Source organism: Mycobacterium sp., assembly GCF_036488105.1.
GTDB lineage: Bacteria > Actinomycetota > Actinomycetes > Mycobacteriales > Mycobacteriaceae > Mycobacterium.
In genome coordinates, this window is record NZ_DASXHW010000020.1 from 1 (window position 1) to 21,888 (window position 21,888).

13 protein-coding genes, 1 pseudogene and 1 riboswitch are annotated in these 21,888 nt (G+C 63.0%); of the genes and pseudogenes, 6 read left to right on the forward strand and 8 right to left on the reverse strand.

All coding sequences use genetic code 11. The features are described 5' to 3' along the window. Window positions 1-351 (forward strand): lipase family protein (locus tag VGH54_RS01095; RefSeq protein ID WP_414688611.1); only part of this gene is annotated, 351 nt, incomplete at its 5' end. Window positions 352-427: 76 nt separating this feature from the next. Here the strand turns inward: VGH54_RS01095 and VGH54_RS01100 are convergent. The 5 genes and pseudogenes from VGH54_RS01100 to VGH54_RS29995 all read right to left on the reverse strand — a co-directional run bounded on the left by VGH54_RS01100 (window position 428) and on the right by VGH54_RS29995 (window position 3,619). Continuing rightward, window positions 428-661 carry an Rv1535 family protein gene (locus tag VGH54_RS01100; protein ID WP_331510096.1) on the reverse strand — a complete coding sequence of 78 codons (234 nt, stop codon included), beginning with the start codon at window positions 659-661 and terminating at the stop codon, window positions 428-430. A 297-nt stretch (window positions 662-958) separates the two neighbouring features. Next, a riboswitch (M-box (ykoK) riboswitch) is annotated at window positions 959-1,129 on the reverse strand. A gap of 160 nt (window positions 1,130-1,289) precedes the next feature. After that, a pseudogene (locus VGH54_RS01105) lies at window positions 1,290-1,500 on the reverse strand (helix-turn-helix domain-containing protein); the annotation flags it as partial. Further along, window positions 1,497-2,621: a nitronate monooxygenase family protein gene (locus tag VGH54_RS01110; RefSeq protein WP_331510097.1), complete on the reverse strand. Its 1,125-nt coding sequence runs from the start codon at window positions 2,619-2,621 to the stop codon at window positions 1,497-1,499. The pseudogene VGH54_RS01105 and the gene VGH54_RS01110, both read right to left, overlap by 4 nt. A 93-nt stretch (window positions 2,622-2,714) precedes the next feature. Next, the gene (locus tag VGH54_RS01115) at window positions 2,715-3,341 is read right to left on the reverse strand and encodes a TetR/AcrR family transcriptional regulator (RefSeq protein ID WP_331510098.1); all 627 of its coding nucleotides are present in this window, start codon (window positions 3,339-3,341) and stop codon (window positions 2,715-2,717) included. Next, window positions 3,338-3,619 carry a hypothetical protein gene (locus tag VGH54_RS29995; protein ID WP_414688612.1) on the reverse strand — a complete coding sequence of 94 codons (282 nt, stop codon included), beginning with the start codon at window positions 3,617-3,619 and terminating at the stop codon, window positions 3,338-3,340. Before VGH54_RS29995 ends, VGH54_RS01115 begins: the two co-directional genes overlap by 4 nt. A 522-nt stretch (window positions 3,620-4,141) precedes the next feature. Here VGH54_RS29995 and pks2 point away from each other — a divergent pair. The 4 genes from pks2 to VGH54_RS01140 all read left to right on the forward strand — a co-directional run bounded on the left by pks2 (window position 4,142) and on the right by VGH54_RS01140 (window position 16,783). Continuing rightward, window positions 4,142-10,453, forward strand: a complete 6,312-nt coding sequence (pks2, locus tag VGH54_RS01125) for a sulfolipid-1 biosynthesis phthioceranic/hydroxyphthioceranic acid synthase (protein WP_331510099.1) — start codon at window positions 4,142-4,144, stop codon at window positions 10,451-10,453. Window positions 10,454-10,530: 77 nt separating this feature from the next. After that, window positions 10,531-11,952 carry a condensation domain-containing protein gene (locus tag VGH54_RS01130; protein ID WP_414688613.1) on the forward strand — a complete coding sequence of 474 codons (1,422 nt, stop codon included), beginning with the start codon at window positions 10,531-10,533 and terminating at the stop codon, window positions 11,950-11,952. A 44-nt stretch (window positions 11,953-11,996) separates the two neighbouring features. Further along, window positions 11,997-15,524: an RND family transporter gene (locus VGH54_RS01135; RefSeq protein WP_331510101.1), complete on the forward strand. Its 3,528-nt coding sequence runs from the start codon at window positions 11,997-11,999 to the stop codon at window positions 15,522-15,524. Continuing rightward, the gene (locus VGH54_RS01140; RefSeq protein ID WP_331510102.1) at window positions 15,521-16,783 is read left to right on the forward strand and encodes a glycosyltransferase; all 1,263 of its coding nucleotides are present in this window, start codon (window positions 15,521-15,523) and stop codon (window positions 16,781-16,783) included. The genes VGH54_RS01135 and VGH54_RS01140 overlap by 4 nt, the downstream gene beginning before the upstream one ends. On the opposite strand, the gene VGH54_RS01145 is transcribed toward VGH54_RS01140, so the two are convergent. Then, window positions 16,780-17,565 (reverse strand): glycosyltransferase family 2 protein, encoded by a 786-nt coding sequence (locus VGH54_RS01145; RefSeq protein ID WP_331510103.1) that lies wholly within the window; start codon window positions 17,563-17,565, stop codon window positions 16,780-16,782. The two genes, VGH54_RS01140 and VGH54_RS01145, sit on opposite strands and share 4 nt — an antisense overlap. Window positions 17,566-17,768: 203 nt before the next feature. Between VGH54_RS01145 and VGH54_RS01150 the strand changes: the two genes are divergently transcribed. Beyond that, complete coding sequence (locus VGH54_RS01150) at window positions 17,769-18,494, forward strand: GAP family protein (RefSeq protein ID WP_331510104.1); 726 nt, start codon at window positions 17,769-17,771, stop codon at window positions 18,492-18,494. On the opposite strand, the gene VGH54_RS01155 is transcribed toward VGH54_RS01150, so the two are convergent. Both VGH54_RS01155 and VGH54_RS01160 read right to left on the reverse strand, forming a co-directional pair. Then, window positions 18,491-20,230 (reverse strand): AMP-binding protein, encoded by a 1,740-nt coding sequence (locus VGH54_RS01155; protein WP_331510105.1) that lies wholly within the window; start codon window positions 20,228-20,230, stop codon window positions 18,491-18,493. The genes VGH54_RS01150 and VGH54_RS01155 overlap by 4 nt on opposite strands. Before the next feature lie 328 nt (window positions 20,231-20,558). After that, the gene (locus VGH54_RS01160) at window positions 20,559-21,149 is read right to left on the reverse strand and encodes a carboxymuconolactone decarboxylase family protein (RefSeq protein ID WP_331510106.1); all 591 of its coding nucleotides are present in this window, start codon (window positions 21,147-21,149) and stop codon (window positions 20,559-20,561) included. Between the last annotated feature and the right edge of the window lie 739 nt (window positions 21,150-21,888).

The window sequence follows — 21,888 nt, forward strand, 5'->3', positions numbered from 1 at the left end:
TGCGATCAGATCCTGGTCACCGGCCATAGCCTTGGTGCGGCACTGGCCGTTCTCGCGGCGCCTGACATCGCCCAGAACATGCCACCGAACACGATCGAGCCGCGGCTGATCACGTTCGCCGGGCCCCGGGTCGGAGTGAGCGACTTTGCCGAGAAGTTCAACGCTGCCATCGAAAGCTGTTACCGCGTAGTGAACTTTCTCGACATCGTTCCCTTGCTACCACCCGCGCCGTACGTCGACGTCGGTGCCCAAATCAGCGTCGACAGTGGCGGGCAGGTCCAGCTCGGCTGGCGGCATAGCCTTGCCGCCTATCAACAGGGACTGGCAGTTTTCATTACGGCTCAGCAGTGACGAAGCGCTCCCGGTACCGAAGCTTTACAGCGCTTCAGATACCGGGAGCATCACAACGTAGCCACCAAAGCGCCCCTCAGGCGCCAACTTCCAGAAGTCCCACGCGCCACAGCGCGGCGTAGAGCTGCCGCAGCGGAACACAGAGCAGCCGGGCAGCGCCCTCGACCAGCGGGTCGGCGCCGGTCAGCGGAAGGTCAGACCGCGTGGAGGTCTTCGGCGTCGGCGGTGTCGTCGGCGTCGGGTCAGGGACCACCCTGAGCCGGGGTGCGGACGTCGCCGCCACTACTTCGTCGTACAGAACAGCGGTCATGATCGCCTCCTACGCAGAAAGTCAAACGGGTACAACGGGTTTCGATGTCCGTCCGAAACGGCGTGGAGCAGATCCTTTACGGATCGCTCTTCCGATGAGGCAACGTGCTGACTGGCCGAGAAAGGCTCAGCTGAAAGCGGCGCGCCGCAGGCCGGTTCGGGACGAAACTGAGCCCGGATCTCGATCCGGACTATCACCAGAACTCATGCGTCCCTCACCTCCTCGCGGTCGCAGCACGTGCGGACTACCGCACAATCGGCACGCAAGCAGGAATACAGAGCCCGAGAATATCGGGAACCCGCACCCCACTCGTCAGAGTTTCGGCACTACACGGCGTATCCCAAAAACCCGGAAGCCACTTGGGCTCAACCCTTAACCCGGGAGGAGCTGTCCTGACCCTGGGCGTCTCTCGACGTTCGGGGTCAGTGGCCTATATCCGTGTAGACGCCTCACCTAACGAGGTGCTTACCCTGTCGATGATGCCCGAACATTCCGCCCGGGTCAATTCGCCACACCGATTACCCCTGACCAGCCGTTATGGTTCCGTAACCCGCCCCGGGGTCTAGTGGGGCATAGGCGTCGCGCAGCAACAGCTTGGCGGTCGCTTGTCTTTTTCGAAGAACTCGTCAAACAGATCGTCCTTCGAATCGAAGTACTGGTAGATCGAGCCGTACGCCAAATTCGCCTCCTTGGCGACGTCGGCGCTCGGCGATAGTCGTTGAGTGAAAACCGTTGCTCGCGAACACTTTTTTGGCCGCGGCCATGATCTCGTCACGCCGTCGCGTCTTGTCGCCGTCGCTGACCGCCGGCCGCCGACGCGTCCGGGTCTCGTCGCTCACCGGTCCACCAGCTCGTCGAGTCGCCCGACGGCGTCGATGAACTCCGACACCATGTCCAGCACCACCGACGCAGTCGGCTGCACTTTGTTCAGCGAGCCCACGACTTGACCGACGAAATAGGTGGCCAGCTCGCGTGCCTTGGCATCCGGCTGGGCGGCGGCCCGGTTGATGCGGACTTGGGGGTCGCCGATCAATGCGCTCTGCAGGGGCATGCCGAGCGGATCGGGGCTGTCGGCCCGCTCCCACTCGTCGGTCCACGCGGTGCGCAGCATGCGTGCGGGCTTGCCGGTCAACGACCGCGATCGCACGGTATCCGATGAACTGGCGGCCAGGAACTTGTCCTTGACGACGGGCAATGTTTCGGCTTCCTCGGTGGTCAGCCACACCGAACCGCACCACACGCCTTCGGCGCCCAGCGCCAGCGCCGCGGCGATCTGACGGCCGCGGGCGATGCCACCCGCGGCCAGCACCGGCACCGGGGCCACCGCGTCGACGACCTCGGGTACCAGCACCATCGTCGAAACTTGGCCGGTGTGCCCGCCGGCTTCGGTGCCCTGGGCGACGATCAGGTCGACGCCGGAAGCCGCGTGCCGCCGCGCATGCTCGGTCGTTCCGGCCAGCGAGGCGACCAACACGTCGCCGTCGTGAGCGCGGGTAACCAGGTCCGGCGGCACCGGCCCCAGCGCGCTGGCGATCAGCCGGATGCGGTGGGCGAAGGCGACATCGAGCAGTGGCTGGTAACCCATGGGCGAGATGTTCAAGTCACCGGGCGGCAGCCGCTCCACGTCGGTGGGCACCGAAATCCCGTAGCGGGCCAGCAAGTCGTCGACAAACGCGCGGTGCTGTTCGGGTAGCAGGTCGCGGGCTCGCGCGGCGTCAATCCCACCCTGCTCCGCACCGACATATTTGGGCGGCAGGAGCAGGTCGACGCCGTACGGCTTACCGCCGGTCTGCTCCTTGATCCAGGTGAGCTCGGTGTCCAGGCGCTCCGGGCTGTGCGCAACCGCTCCCAGGACACCGAATCCGCCGGCGTTGGACACCGCAGCCACCACGTCGCGGCAGTGGCTGAACGCGCAGATCGGGAACTCGACGCCGAGCATTTCGGCCACCCGTGTTCGCACTCTCGGAACCTATGAGTTAAAGATTGACGAGTCAATCGGATGCGGCCGCCTGCAACGACCGCAACGACGGCAAGCCCGTCAGCTGTTGCCCGGTCACAACCTGTTGACGATCAATGAAACGACGAAATCTGCGACCTCGGCTGCGGTGACGCCGTCATCAGTGATCAGCCGCCGGTGCGCCAGCTGCCCGATCAACGCAACGATGCTGTACGCCACCATCCGAGGTGGAGCGCCGAGCACTTTGCCGCGCTGCTGGGCAACAGTCATTTGCTCCTCGATGTCGTCGATGAACCGCTCATAGATGCTATCGGGATGCGTCTCGAACGACCCGTCGAGCACGTAGGCGTCCCGAAGCAGCAGCTTCGTGGTGGCCTGGTCGCCCTCAAAGAACTCGAACGTTGCATGCACAGTTGTACGAAACGGGTCCCAGCTCTCGTCGGCCCGTTTGCGGGTTGCGTTGAGCGCCGTCGCGACGTGTGTCCGCAGCGCATCCCCTTCGACGGTCATCAATGCGCGGAACAAGTCCTCTTTTGAGTTGAAATACTGGTACACCGACCCGTAGGCCAACCCGGCTTCTCTGGCGATGTCGCCGATCGTAGTGGTGTGAAAACCATTGCGGGCAAACACTTTCTTGGCCGCGGTGAGGATTTCGTAACGCCGCGCCGATTTGTCCTCTTTGCTGATGGCCGGGCGCCTGCGCGTCCGAATGTCGTCGTTCACCGACCGACCACTTCGTCGAAAAGCTCGACGGCGCCGATGAACTCGGAGACCCTCTCGGGCACCACCGAGGCCTCGGGTTGCGTCCGAGCTTCCCCGGTCGCCAGCCACTCTGAGCCGCACCACTTGCCTTCGACGCTCAGGGCGAGGGCCGAGTGCGCGACTTCACCGAGAATCCTGAGCCCGCCGGCGCCGGAGACAGCGACCACCAGGTCGCGACAGAAGCTGGGCGCACAGATCGGGAACGCCACGCCAGGTTTTTCGGCGACTGCTGTCCGCATTTCCGGAAGGGTACATTTCCCGTGTGTCCGGAGTGGCTGATTGACATGTCAATCGGAATTTCAGTGTGCGAAATCACGGTCAACCTGAGAATAAACTGAAGAATGCTTCCTTCCCGTACAACAGCCGGCAGTAAATAACAACTATAAGAATATGATAAAAAGCCAATAGGAAGCTGAGAGTTGTGCGCTTCGTTAACACCGTTTTACCTGTTTCGTTAACGCTGTTTTACGTAATAAATCTCGAGTTGACAGAACCCTTGAATAACATCAGGATCTTGCTTACCGTCCTTGGTGCTGCGCACGTGCCCGATACCCCACCGCCGTATTAACCGCCCTGAACTGTATGAATGCCACACGCACAGCACCAAGGAAGCACTGGCGCCACCGTTGACCCCATCGATCATCTTCATGTTCTACGGCTTTTGAACCGGGCAAGAACGGCCCCTTTTAAAAGCCTGTGTGTTTGCTGCGAAGAAAGGACGGAAATTGCGCACTCTTGGGACGAACCACGCATCCCCGAGCTTGGATTCTGGTCATTTTTCGCTACGCCACGGCCGAACCCCTACAACCCCGATTGCCATCATCGGGATAGGGTGCCGGCTGCCCGGTGGTATAGATTCCCCCGAAATGTTGTGGGATGCATTACTGCGCGGCGACGACCTGGTCATTGAGATTCCTCCGGATCGGTGGGACGCCGACGAGTACTACGACCCCGAGCCGGGGGTGCCGGGCCGGTCGGTGTCGCGGTGGGGTGGATTCATGGACGACGTCGGCGGCTTCGACGCGGAGTTCTTCGGGATCAACGAGCGTGAGGCGACGGCAATCGACCCCCAGCACCGCTTGCTGCTAGAAACCTCGTGGGAAGCCGTAGAGCACGCCGGTCTGACTCCTGCGGCGATCGCCGACTCGTTGACCGGTGTCTTCGTAGGGTTGACGCACGGCGACTACCAGTTGCTGGCCGCCGATGCGCACTCGGTGGAGGGGCCCTATGGCTTCCTCGGTACCAACTTCAGCCTCGCTTCCGGGCGCATCGCCTACGCCCTGGGGGTCCACGGTCCCGCATTCACGGTCGACTCAGCATGCTCGTCTGGTCTGCTGGCCGTGCACATGGCGTGCCGCAGCCTACACAGCGGCGAAAGCGACCTCGTCCTGGCCGGCGGCGCCACCGTGATGTTGGACCCGCGGAAATTCTCCTCCGGATCGGCCCAAGGCATGCTCTCGCCGACCGGAAGCTGCCACGCATTCGACGCCGCCGCCGACGGGTTCGTGCCCGGCGAGGGCGCGGTCGTGCTGTTACTCAAGCGACTCTCCGACGCGTTGCACGATGGCGACCGGATCCTGGCGGTACTGCGTGGCACCGCCGCCAATCAGGATGGTCGGACCGTCAACATCGCGACCCCGTCTGCGGATGCCCAAACCGCGGTGTATCAGGCGGCGTTGGCCGCCGCAGGTGTGGACGCCCGCACCGTCGGCATGGTCGAGGCCCACGGACCCGGCACCCCGGTGGGTGATCCCATCGAATACGCCAGCCTGGCCAATGTCTACGGCGTCGACGGTCCCTGCGCACTGGCATCAGTGAAAACCAACTTCGGCCACACCCAGGGGGCCTCAGGAGCCTTGGGGCTGGTCAAAACGGTTCTGGCGCTACAGCACGGTGTGGTCCCGCAGAATCTGCACTTCACCCGGCTGCCCGATGATTTGGCCCAGATCGACACGAAACTGTTTGTGCCGCAGGCGACCACGCCATGGCCGACCAACGGCGGCCACGCGAGGCGCGCCGCGGTGTCGTCGTATGGGCTGTCTGGAACCAACGTGCACGCCATCCTCGAACAGGCGCCAGAACCCGCGGCGGCGCATGACGAGGCGACCGGGTCCCCGACCCCGGCACCGTTGGTGTTCGCGTTGTCTTCGAGCTCGGCTGAAGAACTGCGCCGGACCGCCGCGCGGCTGGCCGACTGGGTCGAGGCACACGCCAGTGATGTCGCCCTACAGGACCTGGCCTATACCCTGGCCCGGCGGCGTGGGCATCGAGCGGTGCGGGCCGCCGTGACGGCTACCGCCGCCGAGGAGTTGGTCCAGGCGTTGCGGGAGGTCACCGACAGCGACACCCCGTATCCGCCGGCGGTCGGCCAGGACGACCGGGGGCCAGTATGGGTGTTCTCCGGGCAAGGCTCGCAGTGGGCAGCGATGGGCGCCGCGCTGCTGGCCAACGAACCCATGTTCGCCGCTGCCGTTGCCGAGGCCGAACCACTGATCGCCCGCGAGTCCGGATTCTCGGTGACCGAAGCGATGTCGGCCCCGCAGACCGTCACCGGCATCGAGCGGGTTCAGCCGACCCTGTTCACCATGCAGGTCGCGCTCGCCGCCACAATGAAGTCCTACGGCGTGCGCCCGGGAGCAGTCATCGGGCATTCGCTAGGCGAGACCGCAGCCGCTGTCGTCGCGGGAGCGCTGACTCTGGAAGACGGAGTCCGCGTCATCTGCCGCCGTTCCCGGCTGATGTCAACGATCGCCGGCGCCGGCGCGATGGCATCGGTGGAATTGCCGGCCCACGACGTCTTACGAGAACTGATGGCTCGTGGCGTCGACGACGTGGTGGTCGCGGTGGTGGCCTCTCCGAAGTCCACGGTGATCGGCGGCGCCACCGACTCAGTCCGCGAGCTCGTCGCGGCGTGGGAGCAACGCGACGTGATGGCCCGCGAGGTGGCCGTCGACGTGGCCTCACACTCCCCTCAAGTCGATACGATCCTCGACGATCTGACCGACGTCCTCGCCGACCTCAAACCCACGAGCCCGGAAGTTCCGTACTATTCCGCGACCCTGTTCGACCCCCGCGATCAGGTCCTATGCGATGCCGGTTACTGGACGGACAATTTGCGGCACACGGTGCGGATCGCCGCGGCGGTTCAGGCGGCGCTGGAAGACGGTTACCGGGTCTTCGCAGAGCTGGCGCCACACCCACTGCTCACCCATGCCGTCGAGCAAACTGCCGACAGCCTCGACATGACGGTGGCCGCACTGGCCGGCATGCGCCGCGAGCAAGCGCTGCCGAACGGATTGCGCGACCTGCTGGCGGATCTGCACTGCGCGGGTGCTGCGGTGGACTTCTCAGTCCTCTACCCACATGGGCAGCTGGTCGACGCGCCATTGCCGAGCTGGACGCATCGTCCGCTGCTGTTGAGCCGCGATGGTCAGAGCGCTCCGACACACGGCGGACGCAGCCTTTCGGTGCATCCGCTACTCGGCGCGCATGTCCGCTTGCACGAAGAGCCCCAGCGTCATGCTTGGGAGGCCGAGATCGGCACCGAGGCACTTCCCTGGCTCGGTGACCATCAGATCCACAATGTGGCCGCTCTACCGGGGGCGGCCTACTGCGAGATGGCACTGGCGGCGGCGCGCACCACTCTGGGCGAGGTATCCGGGGTCCGCGACGTCCGTTTCGAGCAGATGCTGCTGCTCGACGAGAAGACGTCCGTCGATGCCACCGCCTCGGTCGTGTCGCCGGGTGTCATCAACTTCGTGGTCAAGACCGACCGCGACGGCGAACACGTGCGACGGACCACTGCGGTCTTGCATGCCGCAGATGTCGAGGAGCAGCCAGCCGCACACGACTTGGCCGCGCTGCTGGATGCACATCCGCGCCGCATCGATGGTGACGAGATGCGAAAGTGGTTCGACGAGCGCGGGATTCAGTACGGTCCGGCGTTCGCGGGCCTCGCCGCCGCGTGGACAGGCGAGGAAACCGTCGACACCGTGCTGGCCGAGGTGGCTCTACCTCGTTCGATCCGCTCACAGCAGGACGCCTACGGCGTGCACCCCGCTTTGCTGGACGCCTGCTTCCAGTCCATCGCGGTCCATCCCGACGTCCAGAGCGCGGCCAGCGGTTGCCTGCTGTTGCCGCTGGGTGTGCGTCGCCTGCGAACCTACGGCGGCAGCCGCAACGCCCGCTACTGCTACACCCGGGTGACCAGTGCCGGCATCGGCGGGGTCGAGGCTGACCTCGACGTCTTGGACGAACACGGTACGGTGTCGCTGGCCATTCGTGGGTTGCAACTGGGCACCGGCACATCGGAGGCCAGCGATCGCGAGCGCGTGCTGGGCGAGCGGTTGCTGACCATCGAATGGCAGCAGCGAACGTTGCCAGAGGCCACCGCCACCGAACCTGGGGCGTGGCTTTTGTTGCGCACCTCTGCGGCTGACGACGCGGTGGCAACCGAGCTGACGAATTCCTTGAAAGTTCTTGGCGCAGAATCCACGACGCTGGTGTGGCCACCAGAAGCGGACCACCCGGCCACCGCGGAATTGCTTCGTTCGAACCTCGCCGCGCGCGGCTTCACCGGCGTGGTGGTCTTGACCGGACGGCCGGACCAGAGCGCCGCAAACCTGTCTGCGTTCCGCGGCGAAGAGCATGTGGCGCATCTGGTGCGAATTGCCCGCGAGTTGCCCGATATCCCAGGTGAGCCGCCTCGGTTGTATGTCGTGACCCGGAAGGCACAGACGGTGGCGGCCGGCGATCGGCCCAACTTGGAGCAGGCCGGACTGCGTGGTCTGATCCGGGTTATCGGCTCCGAGCATCCGCATCTGCGCGCGACCCACATCGATTTCGATGAGACCAGCGACGCCGAACAGTTGGCCCGTCAGCTGACGAGTGGCTCGGAGGAGGACGAGACCGCCTGGCGCAACGGCCAGTGGTACACCGCACGGTTGAGTCAGACCCCGCTTCGCCCCGAGGAGCGGCACAGCAGGCTCGTGCGACCCGAGCACGACGGGCTGCGACTGCAAATCCGCACTCCTGGCGATCTGGAATCGGTGGAACTGGCCGCTTTTGACCGTATTGCACCAGGGCCCGGTGAGATCGAGGTCGCTGTCAGGGCCTCCAGCATCAATTTCGCCGACGTGCTGGTTGCCTTCGGCCGATACCCGAGCTTCGAGGGACACCTGCCTCAGACCGGCACCGACTTCGCCGGCGTGGTAAGTGCGGTTGGGCCAGGTGTCACCGCGCACCGGGTCGGGGATCATGTCGGCGGGATTTCGGCCAACGGTTGCTGGGGCACATTCGTCACCGGTGACGCGCGCCTGGCCGTCACCCTTCCCCCGCGACTGACCCACGGGCAGGCCGCAGCGATCACCACCGCACACGCCACGGCCTGGTACGGCCTGCATGATCTGGCTCGAATCGACCGGGGTGATCGGGTGCTCATCCACTCGGCTACCGGCGGAGTGGGCCAGGCGGCAATCGCCATCGCCCGCAACGCCGGAGCTGAGATCTTCGCCACCGCTGGCAGCGATGATCGCCGAAATCTGTTGCGCAACTGGGGTATCGATCATATCTACGATTCGCGCAGCATCGAGTTCGCCGGACAGATCCGACGCGATACCCACGGCTACGGCGTAGACATCGTGCTCAACTCGGTCACCGGCGCGGCCCAGCGCGCGGGCATCGAATTGCTGGCGCTCGGCGGCCGATTCGTCGAGATCGGCAAACGCGACATCTACGGCGACACCCGACTGGGACTCTTCCCATTCCGACGCAACCTGACGTTCTACGCGGTAGACCTCGGTTTGATGTCGGTCAGCCACCCCGAAAAGGTGCGGAACTTGCTGGACGCTGTCTACCGGCTGACCGCCGATGGTGTGCTGCCACTGCCGGAAAGCACGCATTACCCGCTGGCAGATGCGGCTAGAGCTATCCGGACTATGGGCGGTGCCCAACACACCGGCAAGCTGGTGCTCGACATACCCCGCACCGGCAGCACCAGCGTTGTGGTGCCCCCACAGCAGGCTCGTGTGTTCCGGGACGACGGCGCCTACATCATCACCGGCGGCCTTGGTGGCCTTGGATTGTTCCTCGCCGAGAAGATTGCAGCGGCCGGTGGCGGGCGCATCGTGTTGTCGTCGCGGTCGCAGCCAACGCTCAAAGCCCTGCAGACCATCGAGCTCATCCGCGCTATCGGCGCCGAGGTCGTGGTGCACTGCGGGGATATCGCCGATCCAGACACCGCGCAACGCTTGGTGGCGGTAGCGACCACGACCGGACTTCCGCTGCGCGGGGTGCTGCACGCCGCGGCTGTGGTCGAAGACGCCACGTTGACCAACATCACCAATGAGCTTCTTGAGCGTGACTGGGCGCCCAAGGTCTACGGCGCGTGGAACCTGCACCAAGCCACGGGCAATCAGCCGCTGGACTGGTTCTGCTCGTTCTCTTCGGCGGCTGCGCTGGTCGGCTCGCCCGGCCAAGGCGCGTATGCCGCGGCCAACAGCTGGCTGGATGCCTTCAGTCACTGGCGCCGCGCTCAGGGCTTGCCAGCCAATGCGATCGCCTGGGGCGCGTGGGCAGAAATCGGCCGGGCCACGGCACTGGCCGAAAGTGCCGGGGCTGCAATCACGCCCGACGAAGGTGCATACGCGTTCGAGGCCCTGCTGCGTCACGACCGCACCTATACCGGATATGCCCCGGCGATCGGGACACCATGGCTGACCGCCTTCGCCCAGCGCAGCTCATTCGCCGAAGCGTTCAAATCCGCGGGGCAAAGCCGAAGGGGCTCCAGCGAATTCCTTGCCGAGCTGAAGTCGTTGCCTACTGACGAGTGGCCTGCCCGCTTGCGCCGCATGATCTCCGACCAGATCAGTCGGATCCTGCGCCGTAGCGTCGACCCGGACCGGCCGCTGTCCGAGTACGGGGTTGACTCGCTGGGCAACCTCGAATTGCGGACCCGCCTCGAAACCGAAACGGGGATCCGGACAACGTCCTCCGACATCACCACTGTGCGTGGCTTGGCGGACCTGCTGTGCGAAAAGCTTGCGCCCGCAGAGGAGGTCGCGGTGGCGTCGTGATGGGAGGTCCGGGTTGAGGCTCCGCTGAACCAGCGGTCTGAGCTAGAGGAGTTGCAGTGTTCGTAGGCGCAGGGTCGGTGAGAGTGGGAACAATCGATGACTGGGTGCCCGGATCGGGATCGGTCGTGTCCTGGCATCCGACGCCCACCTCGCTCGAGAAGGCCCGACAAGCGCCGATAAGCACGGCTCCGGCCAGTTACATGCAGGCCCAGCATCTGCGCGGATTCTGCGAGTTCGCCGCTCGCGGGCTGGACTACTCGAGGTTGGTCATGGGCTCTTGGGACAGACCGGGCCGGTGCGATATTCGTGCTCTTACTTACGTCATCAATGCGCATCTTCGCCGACACGACACCTACCGCAGTTGGTTTGAATACCAGGGTATGGACCGCGTTGTTCGGCGCACCATCGTCGATCCGGCAGACATCGAGTTCGTCCCCACTAGGCATGGCGAGATGACGCCGAAAGAATGGCAGAACCACGTGTTGGACACACCCGGTCCGCTGGATTGGGATTGCTTCAGCTTCGGAGTTATCCAGCACGCCGACGACTTCACTTTCTATGCGATCGTCGACCATCTGCACTGTGATCCCACCCTGCTGGGGTTGCTGTACATGGAGGTTTACCTCATGTATGGGGCGGTGGTCGGGGGTGCCGCACCCATTGCACTGCCGCCGGTGGGTAGCTATGAGGATTACTGCGCGCGGCACCGGCAGTTCACTTCGGCACTGACCGCGGACTCCCCTGAAGTGCGGAAATGGATCGAGTTCGCCGAAAACAATGACGGGACCCTACCAAACTTCCCGCTGCCACTGGGCGATCCCTTGGGGTGGTCCGGCGGTGACGTGGTGGTCGAACGATTGATGGACACGCAGCAGACAGCGCGATTCGAATCCGCCTGCACAGCGGGGGGCGCCCGGTTCAGCGGTGGCCTGTTCGCCGCCACTGCCCTGACGCAATATGAATTAACCGGCGCGAGAACATACTACGGGTTAACTCCTACCGACAAGCGAAGAACCCCTGCCGAGTTCACGACGTCCGGTTGGTTCACCGGCGTGATCCCGTTCACCGTCTCAGTAGACCCGGGGTCATTTGCTAAGACTGCCCGTGCCGCGCAGGAATCGTTCGACTCGAATACAGATCTTGCGCATGTGCCGTTCGATCGGGTTCTAGAGCTGGCGCCATGGCTGCGACGACCCGGGCCGAACTTCACCATGTTGAACTACATGGACGGCGGCCTTCCCCCACTTTCGGCAGTCGTCACCTCCCAGTTGGATGGGGTGAACGCCGGTACCTACGGCGACGGCAGGACCCCGGCTCACCTATACATGTCGGTCGGTCGTCTGTTCGACGAGACCTCGATGGCCGTGTTCTTTCCGGATAACCCGATCGCCCGGGAATCGGTTATCCGTTACCTCGATGCGGTGAAATCCGTGTGTGTGCGCGTCGCCGAGGGCCTCGATTTCGCGACCCTGGTGCGCACCACCGGTGCGCAAGTCTGATCCCCGCGAAATGCACAAATGAAAGCTCGCTGTCGGGGAGGTTGATGAACGAGGCCGACGGAGCCACTGCCGGGCGGATATTCGAACGGTTAAGCAATGTCATCGTCCGATGGCCATTGCTGGTCATCGGTTTCTGGATCGCGCTCGCGGCAACCCTGCTTCTTACGCTACCGCCGCTGGCGGTGGTAGCGGCACGACATCAGGCCGAAGCCCTTCCGGCCGACGCCCCGGTGGTGGTCACCGGCAAACAAATGGCTGAGGCGTTTCACGAAACAGGTTCAGGCAGCACGTTGTTGGTGGTCCTGACCGACGAGAAGGGGTTGGGGCCCGGCGACGAAAAGACCTACAGCACGCTGGTCGACAGGCTGCGCCAAGACGCCAAGGATGTCCAGACGGTGCAGGACTTCCTTCGCGTACCGCAGTTGCGCGAGGTTCTGCAGAGCAAGGACAACAAGGTCTGGGCCCTCCCAGTCGTCCTCAACGGTGATGCAGGTACACCGCAGGCCGGGGTGTCCTATCAGCAAGCCAGCGAGATCGTCAGGACAACCGTCGCAAAGTCCACACTGACCGCAAACCTGACCGGGCCGGCGGCAACCACCGCGGACCTGATGGACATCAGTCAGAAGGACATGCACCTGATCGAGTACGGAACCACGATCATGGTGCTGCTCATACTGATAATCGTCTACCGAAACCCGGTCACGATGCTGATCCCGTTGATCACGATCGGCGTCTCCGTTGCCACCGCACAGGGGATTCTCGCCGGCTTGGGCGAACTCGGTCTGGGTATTACCGGCGAGACCATCGTGTTCATGACCGGCGTAATATTCGGCGCCGGAACAGATTACGGTGTCTTTCTGATCAGCCGCTATCACGACTATGTGAGACTTGGTGCGGATTCAGATTTAGCGGTGAAGAAAGCTTTGATGTCGGTCGGCAAAGTGATCGGCGCCTCCGCGGCCACCGTGGCCGTGACCTTCCTCGCGATGATCTTCGCCCAATTGCAAATATTCGCCACAGTAGGCCCGGCAATTTCGATTTGTGTCATTGTTGCGTTCCTCGCTGCGGTGAGCTTCCTTCCTGGTTTCCTCGTGCTGGCCGGACGACGCGGCTGGATCAAGCCACGAAGCGACCTCACCCACCGTTTCTGGCGGCGCTCTGGAATACGCATTGTGCGCCGGCCCAGAATCCATCTGGTTGCCAGCTTGATCGTGCTCGCCATCCTGGCCGGCTGTGCGAGCCTGGCCCGCTACAACTACGACGACCGCAAGACCCTGCCGGGTTCCGTCGAGAGCGCCAAGGGGTTTACCGCGTTAGATCGTCATCTGCCAGTCAATTCGATTCTTCCCCAATATCTCTTCATCCAGTCGTCACACGACTTGCGGACACCGGAAGCCCTTGCCGACCTGGAGCTGATGGCAGCGCGGGTAGCCCAAGTGCCCGATGTCGCGATGGTGCGAGGTATGACCCGGCCATTAGGGGACTCGCTTGAACAGACCAGGGCGACATGGCAGGCCGGCGTCGTCGGCGACAAACTCAACGACGCTTCCAACCAGATCGCCAGCCACGACGACGACCTCAACCGGCTGACCGGCGGCGCTGACCAGCTGGCCAAGGCGCTCGGCGACATACGCAACCAAGTCAGTCAATCCATGGGCAACATCCGCGCGCTGGTCAGCGCTTTGACCACCGTGCGAAACCAGTTCGGCGGAGGAAAGACGCTCCAAGACGTCGTTGACGCCGCCAAACTCATCGCGAGCATGCGTGCAGTCGGGGGGGACCTCACTGACATCATCGACTTCACCCGCGGGGCCGCCCCGTTAGTGAACGCCCTTAATGCCAGCCCAGCCTGCAGTGCGGACCCCGCTTGCATCAGGTCCCGCGACCAGTTGTCGCGCCTTGTCGCGGCAAGCGCTGACGGGTCGCTCGGCAAGGTGTCCGATCTGGCTCAACAGCTGAGGTCAGCCCAGGACACGCAAACACTGCAATCCACCGTCGACGGCCTGCGCCGCGCACTTGATACCGCCAACGCCGCCATGCGTTCGCTTTCCGCCGGTGATTCCGGCGGTGTGCCAGGACGTCTGGCAGCCCTGCAAGACGGCGCCGATAAGCTCGCCGACGGTAGCCGCCAATTGGCCGACGGCGTACGACTTCTGGTCGACCAGACCAAAGAGATCGGCTCCGGGCTCGGGGATGCCTCGGCATTCTTGCTGGGAATGCGCAATGGCGCGGCAAAAGCGTCGATGTCCGGCTTCTATATTCCGCCACAGGCGATGAAAGAACACGACTTCAAGACGGTCGCTGACATTTTTATGTCGCCCGATGGGCATGCGACACGTTTTCTGATACAAACCAAATTGAATCCGTTCAGCACCGCGGCAATGGACCAAATAAACGCCATCACCAATGCCGCGCAAAGTGCTCAGCCCAATACTGCGCTGGCGGACGCTAGGGTATCGATGACGGGGATGACCGTCGGACTCCGGGACACGCGCGACTACTACAATCAAGACACTGAATTTATCGTCGTCGCGACCATTGTCATCGTGCTGCTGATCTTGATTGGTCTGCTGCGAGCGATAGTTGCGCCACTATACCTGATCTTGTCGGTGCTGATTTCCTACGCTTCCGCGCTTGGCATCGGTGTCATCGCCTTCCAATTCATCCTCGGCCAGGATTTGCATTGGAGTGCTCCGGGCTTGACATTCATCCTGTTGGTCGCGGTGGGCGCCGACTATAACTTGCTGCTTATCTCCCGTATCCGTGACGAGTCGCCAAATGGCGTGCGCTCCGGTGTCATCCGCACGGTGGGCTCGACTGGGGCGGTAATCACCTCCGCGGGTTTGATATTTGCAGCTTCAATGTTCGGCCTTACGTTCGCCAGCATCACCACCATGGTCCAAATCGGTTTCATCATCGGGGTCGGGATCCTCCTGGATACGTTCCTGGTGCGCACCATCACAGTGCCGGCAGTGGCAGCACTGGTTGGCCAGGCAAACTGGTGGCCGTCACGACTCCGTCCGCAGGTGCACACACCGGTTCGGCGGGCAGAGCGGGCATCGACGTCCCGCCGCCCGAACAGCGGCGGCCACGGTCAGAAGACTCAAGTAGGCGTATCGCCGAGTACTGCCAATCGACGTCATCGCGCCCAGGAGATCCATGAAGACCTCGCACCCCACGCCTTGCCGCTGTTCGGTGCCGCTGCCGCGCTAGTGCGCGTCGCTGCGAACGCGCCAGAACCTGTGGTCGACAACCAGATAGCCACCCTTGGTGAGCGAGTGGCCCACACCAACGACCAGTCATCACTTGAGACCAGTAGCACGCAACCGGTTGAAAACAATGGCCAACACCCGCCCGGCACCAACGGCAACAAGCCCCTCTCGACGCCCCCAGTAGACGCGTCATCCGAAGACGAGCAAGTCAATGAGCTACCGAGCATAGGACGTTGGCCTACCAGCGAAGCGACTTTCCCAGTGGGAGCGGACAACGACGACCAACTCCCCACGACACCCCCGGCAGTGTCATCGATCGTTGCTAGTCGGCGACACGGAATTGAGTTGAGGTTCCGATGAAATTCGTCCTGGCGGCCCATGGGACTCGCGGCGATATCGAGCCGTGCGCCGCCGTCGGCCTCGAGTTGATGCGCCGCGGCCACGAAGTGCGCATGGCGGCTCCGCCCAACTTGCTTGGCTTCGTTGAGTCGGTCGGGCTCGCGCCGGTCGCCTACGGGCCGGATTCAGCAGAGCAGCTAGACGAAGACTTCTTCCGCAAGTTTTGGAAGATCCAGAATCCGATCAGCTTGATACGCGCAGGCCAGGAGTACATCACCCGGGGCTGGGCAGAGATGAGCAGTACGCTGACGGCGTTGGCAGACGGAGCAAACCTGGTATTGACGGGAATGATCTACCAGGAGCTGGCGGCCAATGTCGCGGAGTACCATCGCATTCCGCTCGCCTCGCTGCACTATTTTCCGATACGTCCTAACGGCCACCTCATTCCGGTTTTGCCTTCCCCGCTGATCCGCTCGGCGATCTCGACGATCTGGTGGCTGCAGTGGCGCATGACCAAGGCAGTGGAGGACGCACAACGCCGGGAACTACGTCTTCCCAGGGCAACAAGCCCTTCGCCGCGACGGTTCACCGAATGCGGAGCGCTGGAGATACAGGGGTACGAAGAGTTCTGCTTTCCCGGGCTGGCAGCCGAGTGGGGCAATCGACGACCCTTCGTCGGATCGCTGACGTTGGAGTTGTCGACGGATGCGGACGACGAGGTCGCGTCGTGGATCGCCGCTGGAACACCACCGATCTACTTCGGATTCGGCAGTATGCCCGTCGAATCTCCGCGCGAAAAGGTTGCCATGATCAACGCCGCCTGTGCCCAGTTAGGCGAGCGTGCCCTGATCTGCTGGGGCGCTCGCGATTTCATCCACATGCCGCAGACGGCGGACGTAAAGGTTGTCAGCACGGTGAGTCACGCGGCGATCTTTCCCGCCTGCCGTGCAGTCGTTCATCATGGCGGCGCGGGCACAACAGCAGCAGGGATGCGCGCAGGAGTCCCTACGCTGATCCTCTGGATCGGGGCCGAACAGCCGATCTGGGCAGCTGCGGTCAAACGGTTGAAAGTCGGCTCGGCGCACCGCTTCTCGAGCATGACCCAAAAATGGCTGGTCGCTGAGCTTCACCGCATTCTCAAGCCAGAATGCGTTACTCGAGCCCGCGAGATCGCCTCGCAGATGACCAGACCCGCCGACGGTGCTAACGCAGCGGCCAGCCTGCTGGAAGACGCGGCGCGCTTGGACGCCAAGGCTGATCGGATTCGATCAGCCCGTTAGCTATTGCGATCTAGCTGTTGCGATGTGTCGTGGAGCGCGAAATGCTTGCGGTACTTACGATCATGCGCCACACCCAACTGGCGCACACTTGTTACGGTTGCGCTCAATCCGTGCTTTCTGCGGAGGCCTAGAAGCATAGCGGCGTTCCCACCCCAGTCATAGCGCCAGCTGCCGAACTGTGCTTTGGCAGTTCTGCGCCCAAAATGGTTGATATACGCCATTTCGGTCGCGTACACGCCGTGTCCACCTCGGCGCGCACGCAACGCCAGATCGAGGTCAATCCCCCACCCGTAGCGCCCGAATGTTCGTTGGTCCATTCCGCCGACACTCTGCCAGCACGCGCGGGACAGCATGAGCGCCGTTCCTTCAACCGCAGGAATCGCTCGATAGAACGGACGAGGAACGTAGTTTGCGGCGTCTGGCCTCTGGTCACATTCTGCACATGGAAACCCTCGGTCGATCATCGGTCCGACGATCCCCGCGTCGGCGGGCAACCGCGGGTCGAGCAAGCCGGCCACAAATCCCTTTGAGATGCGGGTATCGTTGTTGAGTGTCATCGCGTGGGAGTAGCCCTCCGAGAATGCAATTCGGAATCCCAGATCGCTACCCCCGGCCCACCCCAGGTTTTCGCCGGGCGTCTCCACCCGCTCGTCACCGATCCTGGGATAGTCGCCCCGGTTATCGACTATGAGATACTCGGCAGCCTCGCGCTGCAAATCGCGCACGAGAGCATGGGTGTAGTCATGCTGGCCGAACACCGGCACCGTAATCAGCAGAGCCACAGACTCAACGTACCGCCATATCTGGGGCAAGGGCCACCCGGGAACCGGGACAGAGCCGATGATTTGCGTTGGCGACCGCCCGGGAGACTCCGACCTGATCAGCGCGACTGGAGATTGATTACTTGGGTTGCGGTGGTCGCGCGCTGCACATCAATTCGCCGATAGGACAGCACTATCCGCGCCGCCCGAGTAATGTCACCTTCATGTGGGGCACGGTTCTCGTGCTAGCTCTGATGGCGTCGACTGATCCGTTGCGCCTCGGGGTCGCCGTCGCCATGATTTCGCGACCGCGGCCAATGCTTAATCTGCTTGTGTTCTGGCTCGGTGGTATGACAACGGGCGTCTTGGCCGCTCTGGGTTTGCTGGTGTTGCTACGTGACTCTGGGCAGATGATTGCTCAAACGGTGTCGTCCGCCGCCGCGAGTCCTGCTGCGCGGCATATTCAGTTCGCCGTTGGTGTACTCGCGCTGATTATCGCTTTGGCGATGGCAACCGCTGTCGTAACGCGTCAGCGCGGGCGGGTACCGGTGCAGGTTAGCGAGCAGTCAGGCTGCCCGGTGCAGCAAGGCTTACCAACCGCGTTCTCGCTGCTGCCGGCTCGTGCCAAAGAAGCGTTGGAGCGCAGGTTTTTGTGGGTGGCATTTGTGGCCGGACTCGGCTCGGCGACGAACCCTGTGGAATTTCTCGTGGCGGTCGCCGTAATCCTGGCTTCAGGAGCCGCGATGAGCACACAGCTCGCCGCAGGCGTCGCGTTCACGCTCGTCGTACTTGCGGTAGTCGAGATCCCGCTCGTCGGCTACCTGGCGAGACCTGCGAAGACAGAAGCGTTCATGCTGCAATTGCACAACGCGGTGCGTAACCACCGGCTGCGGATTATGACCGGCATCATTGCCTTGTCCGGGACATTGATGGTCGCGGCAGCGGCCTAAGCGTCTAAGCGGGCGAACTGATCCTCCTGGTAGAGCTCGACACACGTCCGTCGTCTAACCTTGCCGCTTGTCGTGATGGGAATCGAACCCGGCGGTACCAGAACAAGATCCGCGACGCTGAGACCATGCGACTTTGAGATCGCCGAGGTCACTTCGCTCTTGACGCGCCCGAGCTGGTGAATCGCTTCCTCTTCGGAGGCGCCGCGCTTCTTGAGTTCGATGATGGCGACAAGCTTCTCGGTCCCGTCGTCTGGAACCGCTATGGCCGCGCACCGTCCCCGCGTGGTCTCTTGGATCGTCGCCTCGATGTCATCGGGAGAATGGTTGCGTCCATACACAATCAGCAGGTCTTTGATACGCCCGATGATGAACAGCTCGTCGTCGAAGAAGAAGCCTAAATCCCCGGTCCGCAGCCAAGGACCTTCGGGAGTGCAGGCCGAAGGAGCGACAAGCGTTCCACCGAATGTGCGCTCGGTCTCCTCGGGTTTGCCCCAATATCCGGTCGCGACATTGTCACCGTGCACCCAGATTTCGCCGACCTCACCTGGCGGGCACTCGACGCTGGTCTCGTGATCGACGATTCGCACGATCGGCGATTGCGGCACGCCGTAGCCGACGAGTGGCGTACCACTGTCGGCGGCAGACCGTGCCGCGTGGCCCTCGGCGAGTTTTTCGGATTCGAAGTGAACGGTCTCGAACAGTCGGCCCTGGCGTCGGCTCGCCACATACACCGTTGCTTCAGCCAGTCCGTACGCGGGACGTAATACCTTCTCGTGCAGGTTGAACGGGGCGAACCGGTCAGCGAAGCGCTTGAACGTCGCGGGTTGTACTCGTTCGCTGCCGTTGAGCATGGAGTGCACATTGCCCAGGTCGAGCCCGGCCATGTCATCGTCTGACGTTTTTCGCGCCGCCAGTTCGAAGGCGAAATTGGGCCCTGCGGTGAACGCCTGACTATTGCTGGCCAGCAATTGCATCCACCGAGGAGGTCGCTGCAGGAACGACACCGGGCTGGTGAACACCGTGCGGATTCCCGACAGGACCGGCACGCAGATTCCCAGTATCAGGCCCATGTCGTGATAGAAAGGCAGCCAGGATACGAAGGTGGTATCCGGAGTGGGCACGTTGCCTGACTCGGAAAACAAGGTGGCCATCATCTGCTCGAAGTTGGCGAGCAGGTTCCGGTAGGTCACCATTACCCCGGCCGGAGAACGAGTCGATCCGGACGTGTACTGCAAATACGTTGTGTCGGAGCCGGTATCGCCGCCGGCCCTGTACGTGGCTCGCACATCGAGGTCTAAGGAATCAACCTCGACGATCGCCGGACCAGGCCGGTCAGCCTGCAAATTGGCATACTCGGCGACATTGTCCGCCACAGCGGACGTCGTGAGAACAACCGACGGGGACGCGTCGCGCAACACCGAAATCACCCGTTCGTCGGTGGCGCCACCGAGTGGAACCGCAAGCGGGACTGGGATAAGTCCCGCTTGCAGAGCGCCAAGAAAAGCGTCGATGTAGTTAATTCCCTGCGGAGCTAAAATCACCGCGCGGTCCCCGGCCGACCCGCGAAGTGTGAGCTCTTGGGCAAGGTTCAGCGATCGCCGGTACAGCTGCGACCACGTCAGGCTTTCCGTAACGCCGTCCCAGTCCTGCTCGTAGTCGACGTACGTGAACGCTGTGCCATTGGGTTGCAGGCCGGCGTGCTCACGTAACACGCTGGGAATAGAGCGGTTGATCACAGACCCACCTTACCGTCGAAACACAGCGCAGCCTGCCGACGGAGAAGCCACCGTTGGCGCGCCATATCGCAGATGCTTGCTACTCTCGGCTGGTCAACGCAGAAGAGGCGTCAAAGCCACACCTGCCGGAGTAACCCAGGTCGCCGGCACATCGCCGAGGGAACCGACGCAGCGATCAGCGAGGCTCGTCCCGCAGGGCCGAGATGACGGGCCGACTAGACCCGACTAGCGTTCGCTTCCGGTCACCGGAAACGCGGTCCGCGCCACGTCGCGGCAGTGGCTGAACGCGCAGATCGGGATTGACGTGTCAGTCGCAGGCACGCGGAGACTAGGCGCTGCTCACGCCAGGCGGTTCGCCATCCGGCGGCCAGCTCTTAACACCGTCTTCCAGCGGCACCTGCAAGCTCTGCAGAATCGATGCGATCATGCGCCACCCGCTGATCGCGGCAACGAGTTCGATGAGCATCGCCTGGTCGGCACCCAACTCACGCTTGCATGCCGCCCAGCTCTGCTCGCTCACCGCGCCGTCGTGCACCACATCATCCGTTGCGCCGAGCACTGCCCGCTCCACCGCGCCAAATCCTCTGTGGGACTGCCAATTCCGCACCGCGAGCAGGTCATCGACGCTCACCCCGAGTCCCTGGGCGACCCGCCAGTGCTGTGTCCATTCGTAGTCGGAGGCGGTGAGCCAACCGATCCGCATGATCGCCAGCTCGCGTAGCCGCGAGTCGAGTTTTCCGTGCCACAGCATGAGCGCGAGCAGATCGTTCAGGCGACCGGCCAGCGCGGGGTGGTTCAACAGCACCTGAAAGATCGCGAGCTCGGCCATGTAGTCGGGCACACCGGCTTCGTCCGCGGCGGCTTTGGCCTCGTCCAGCGGGAGACGAGGAACGCGGGCTTCTCTACTGGGTTCGGTCAAGGTGTCAGCACTTCGTGGACTGGCCCGAGGAATCCGGCCACAAGTCGGTTGAACAAGGTCGCAAAGCAAAGATGTGATCAGCGTATCGGGCACCGGTACACCATCGAATCGCGGCCAGCTATTGGCATTCTGCCCGTCCGCCGCGCAGCCCTGGTTCGCGGTCCGCGGGGCAGAAACCCAAGGATCAGCCAGGCCATCACGGGCCGTATCGTTGGAATAGACGTCCGTCATCTGGATACGTGATCCAGAACTCGGTATCGAAGTCTGCGCGACCGTGGCGCTCCTGTATCTGGCACACGAGAGAGCCCGTAACTGGCCAGTCGAGCCAGAGCTGGGCCGCCTGCGTAGAGCGGCCAGTGGACCCTTGCGGGCGTGCTGCGGCCACGGTTATATCGCTGTTGCTCAATGTCTTTCGCGTAATCCCGCGAGCCTGCAGCTCCCAATGGCGCCAGTCCAGCCAGTCGACATCGCGCCGGACCTATAGCTCACCGTCACTCCTCGGCACAAATGACGCACGCAGAGCCAATCGGAAATCGGGCGCATAATTACGCCAGTCGTGACACCTAATAACGCCGCGAAGGAGAAACATAAAAGAAGGTTATAAAATGGTGAAATTGTGATTGCAACTGGGCTTATGATTGCGGCTGGACCGGGCAGGGCAATTTTCAGAGTTGCTATCAATAGCTAATGTTTACAATTGAAACCCGCTCATAAAATACCGTAATGAGGCAACAATCGT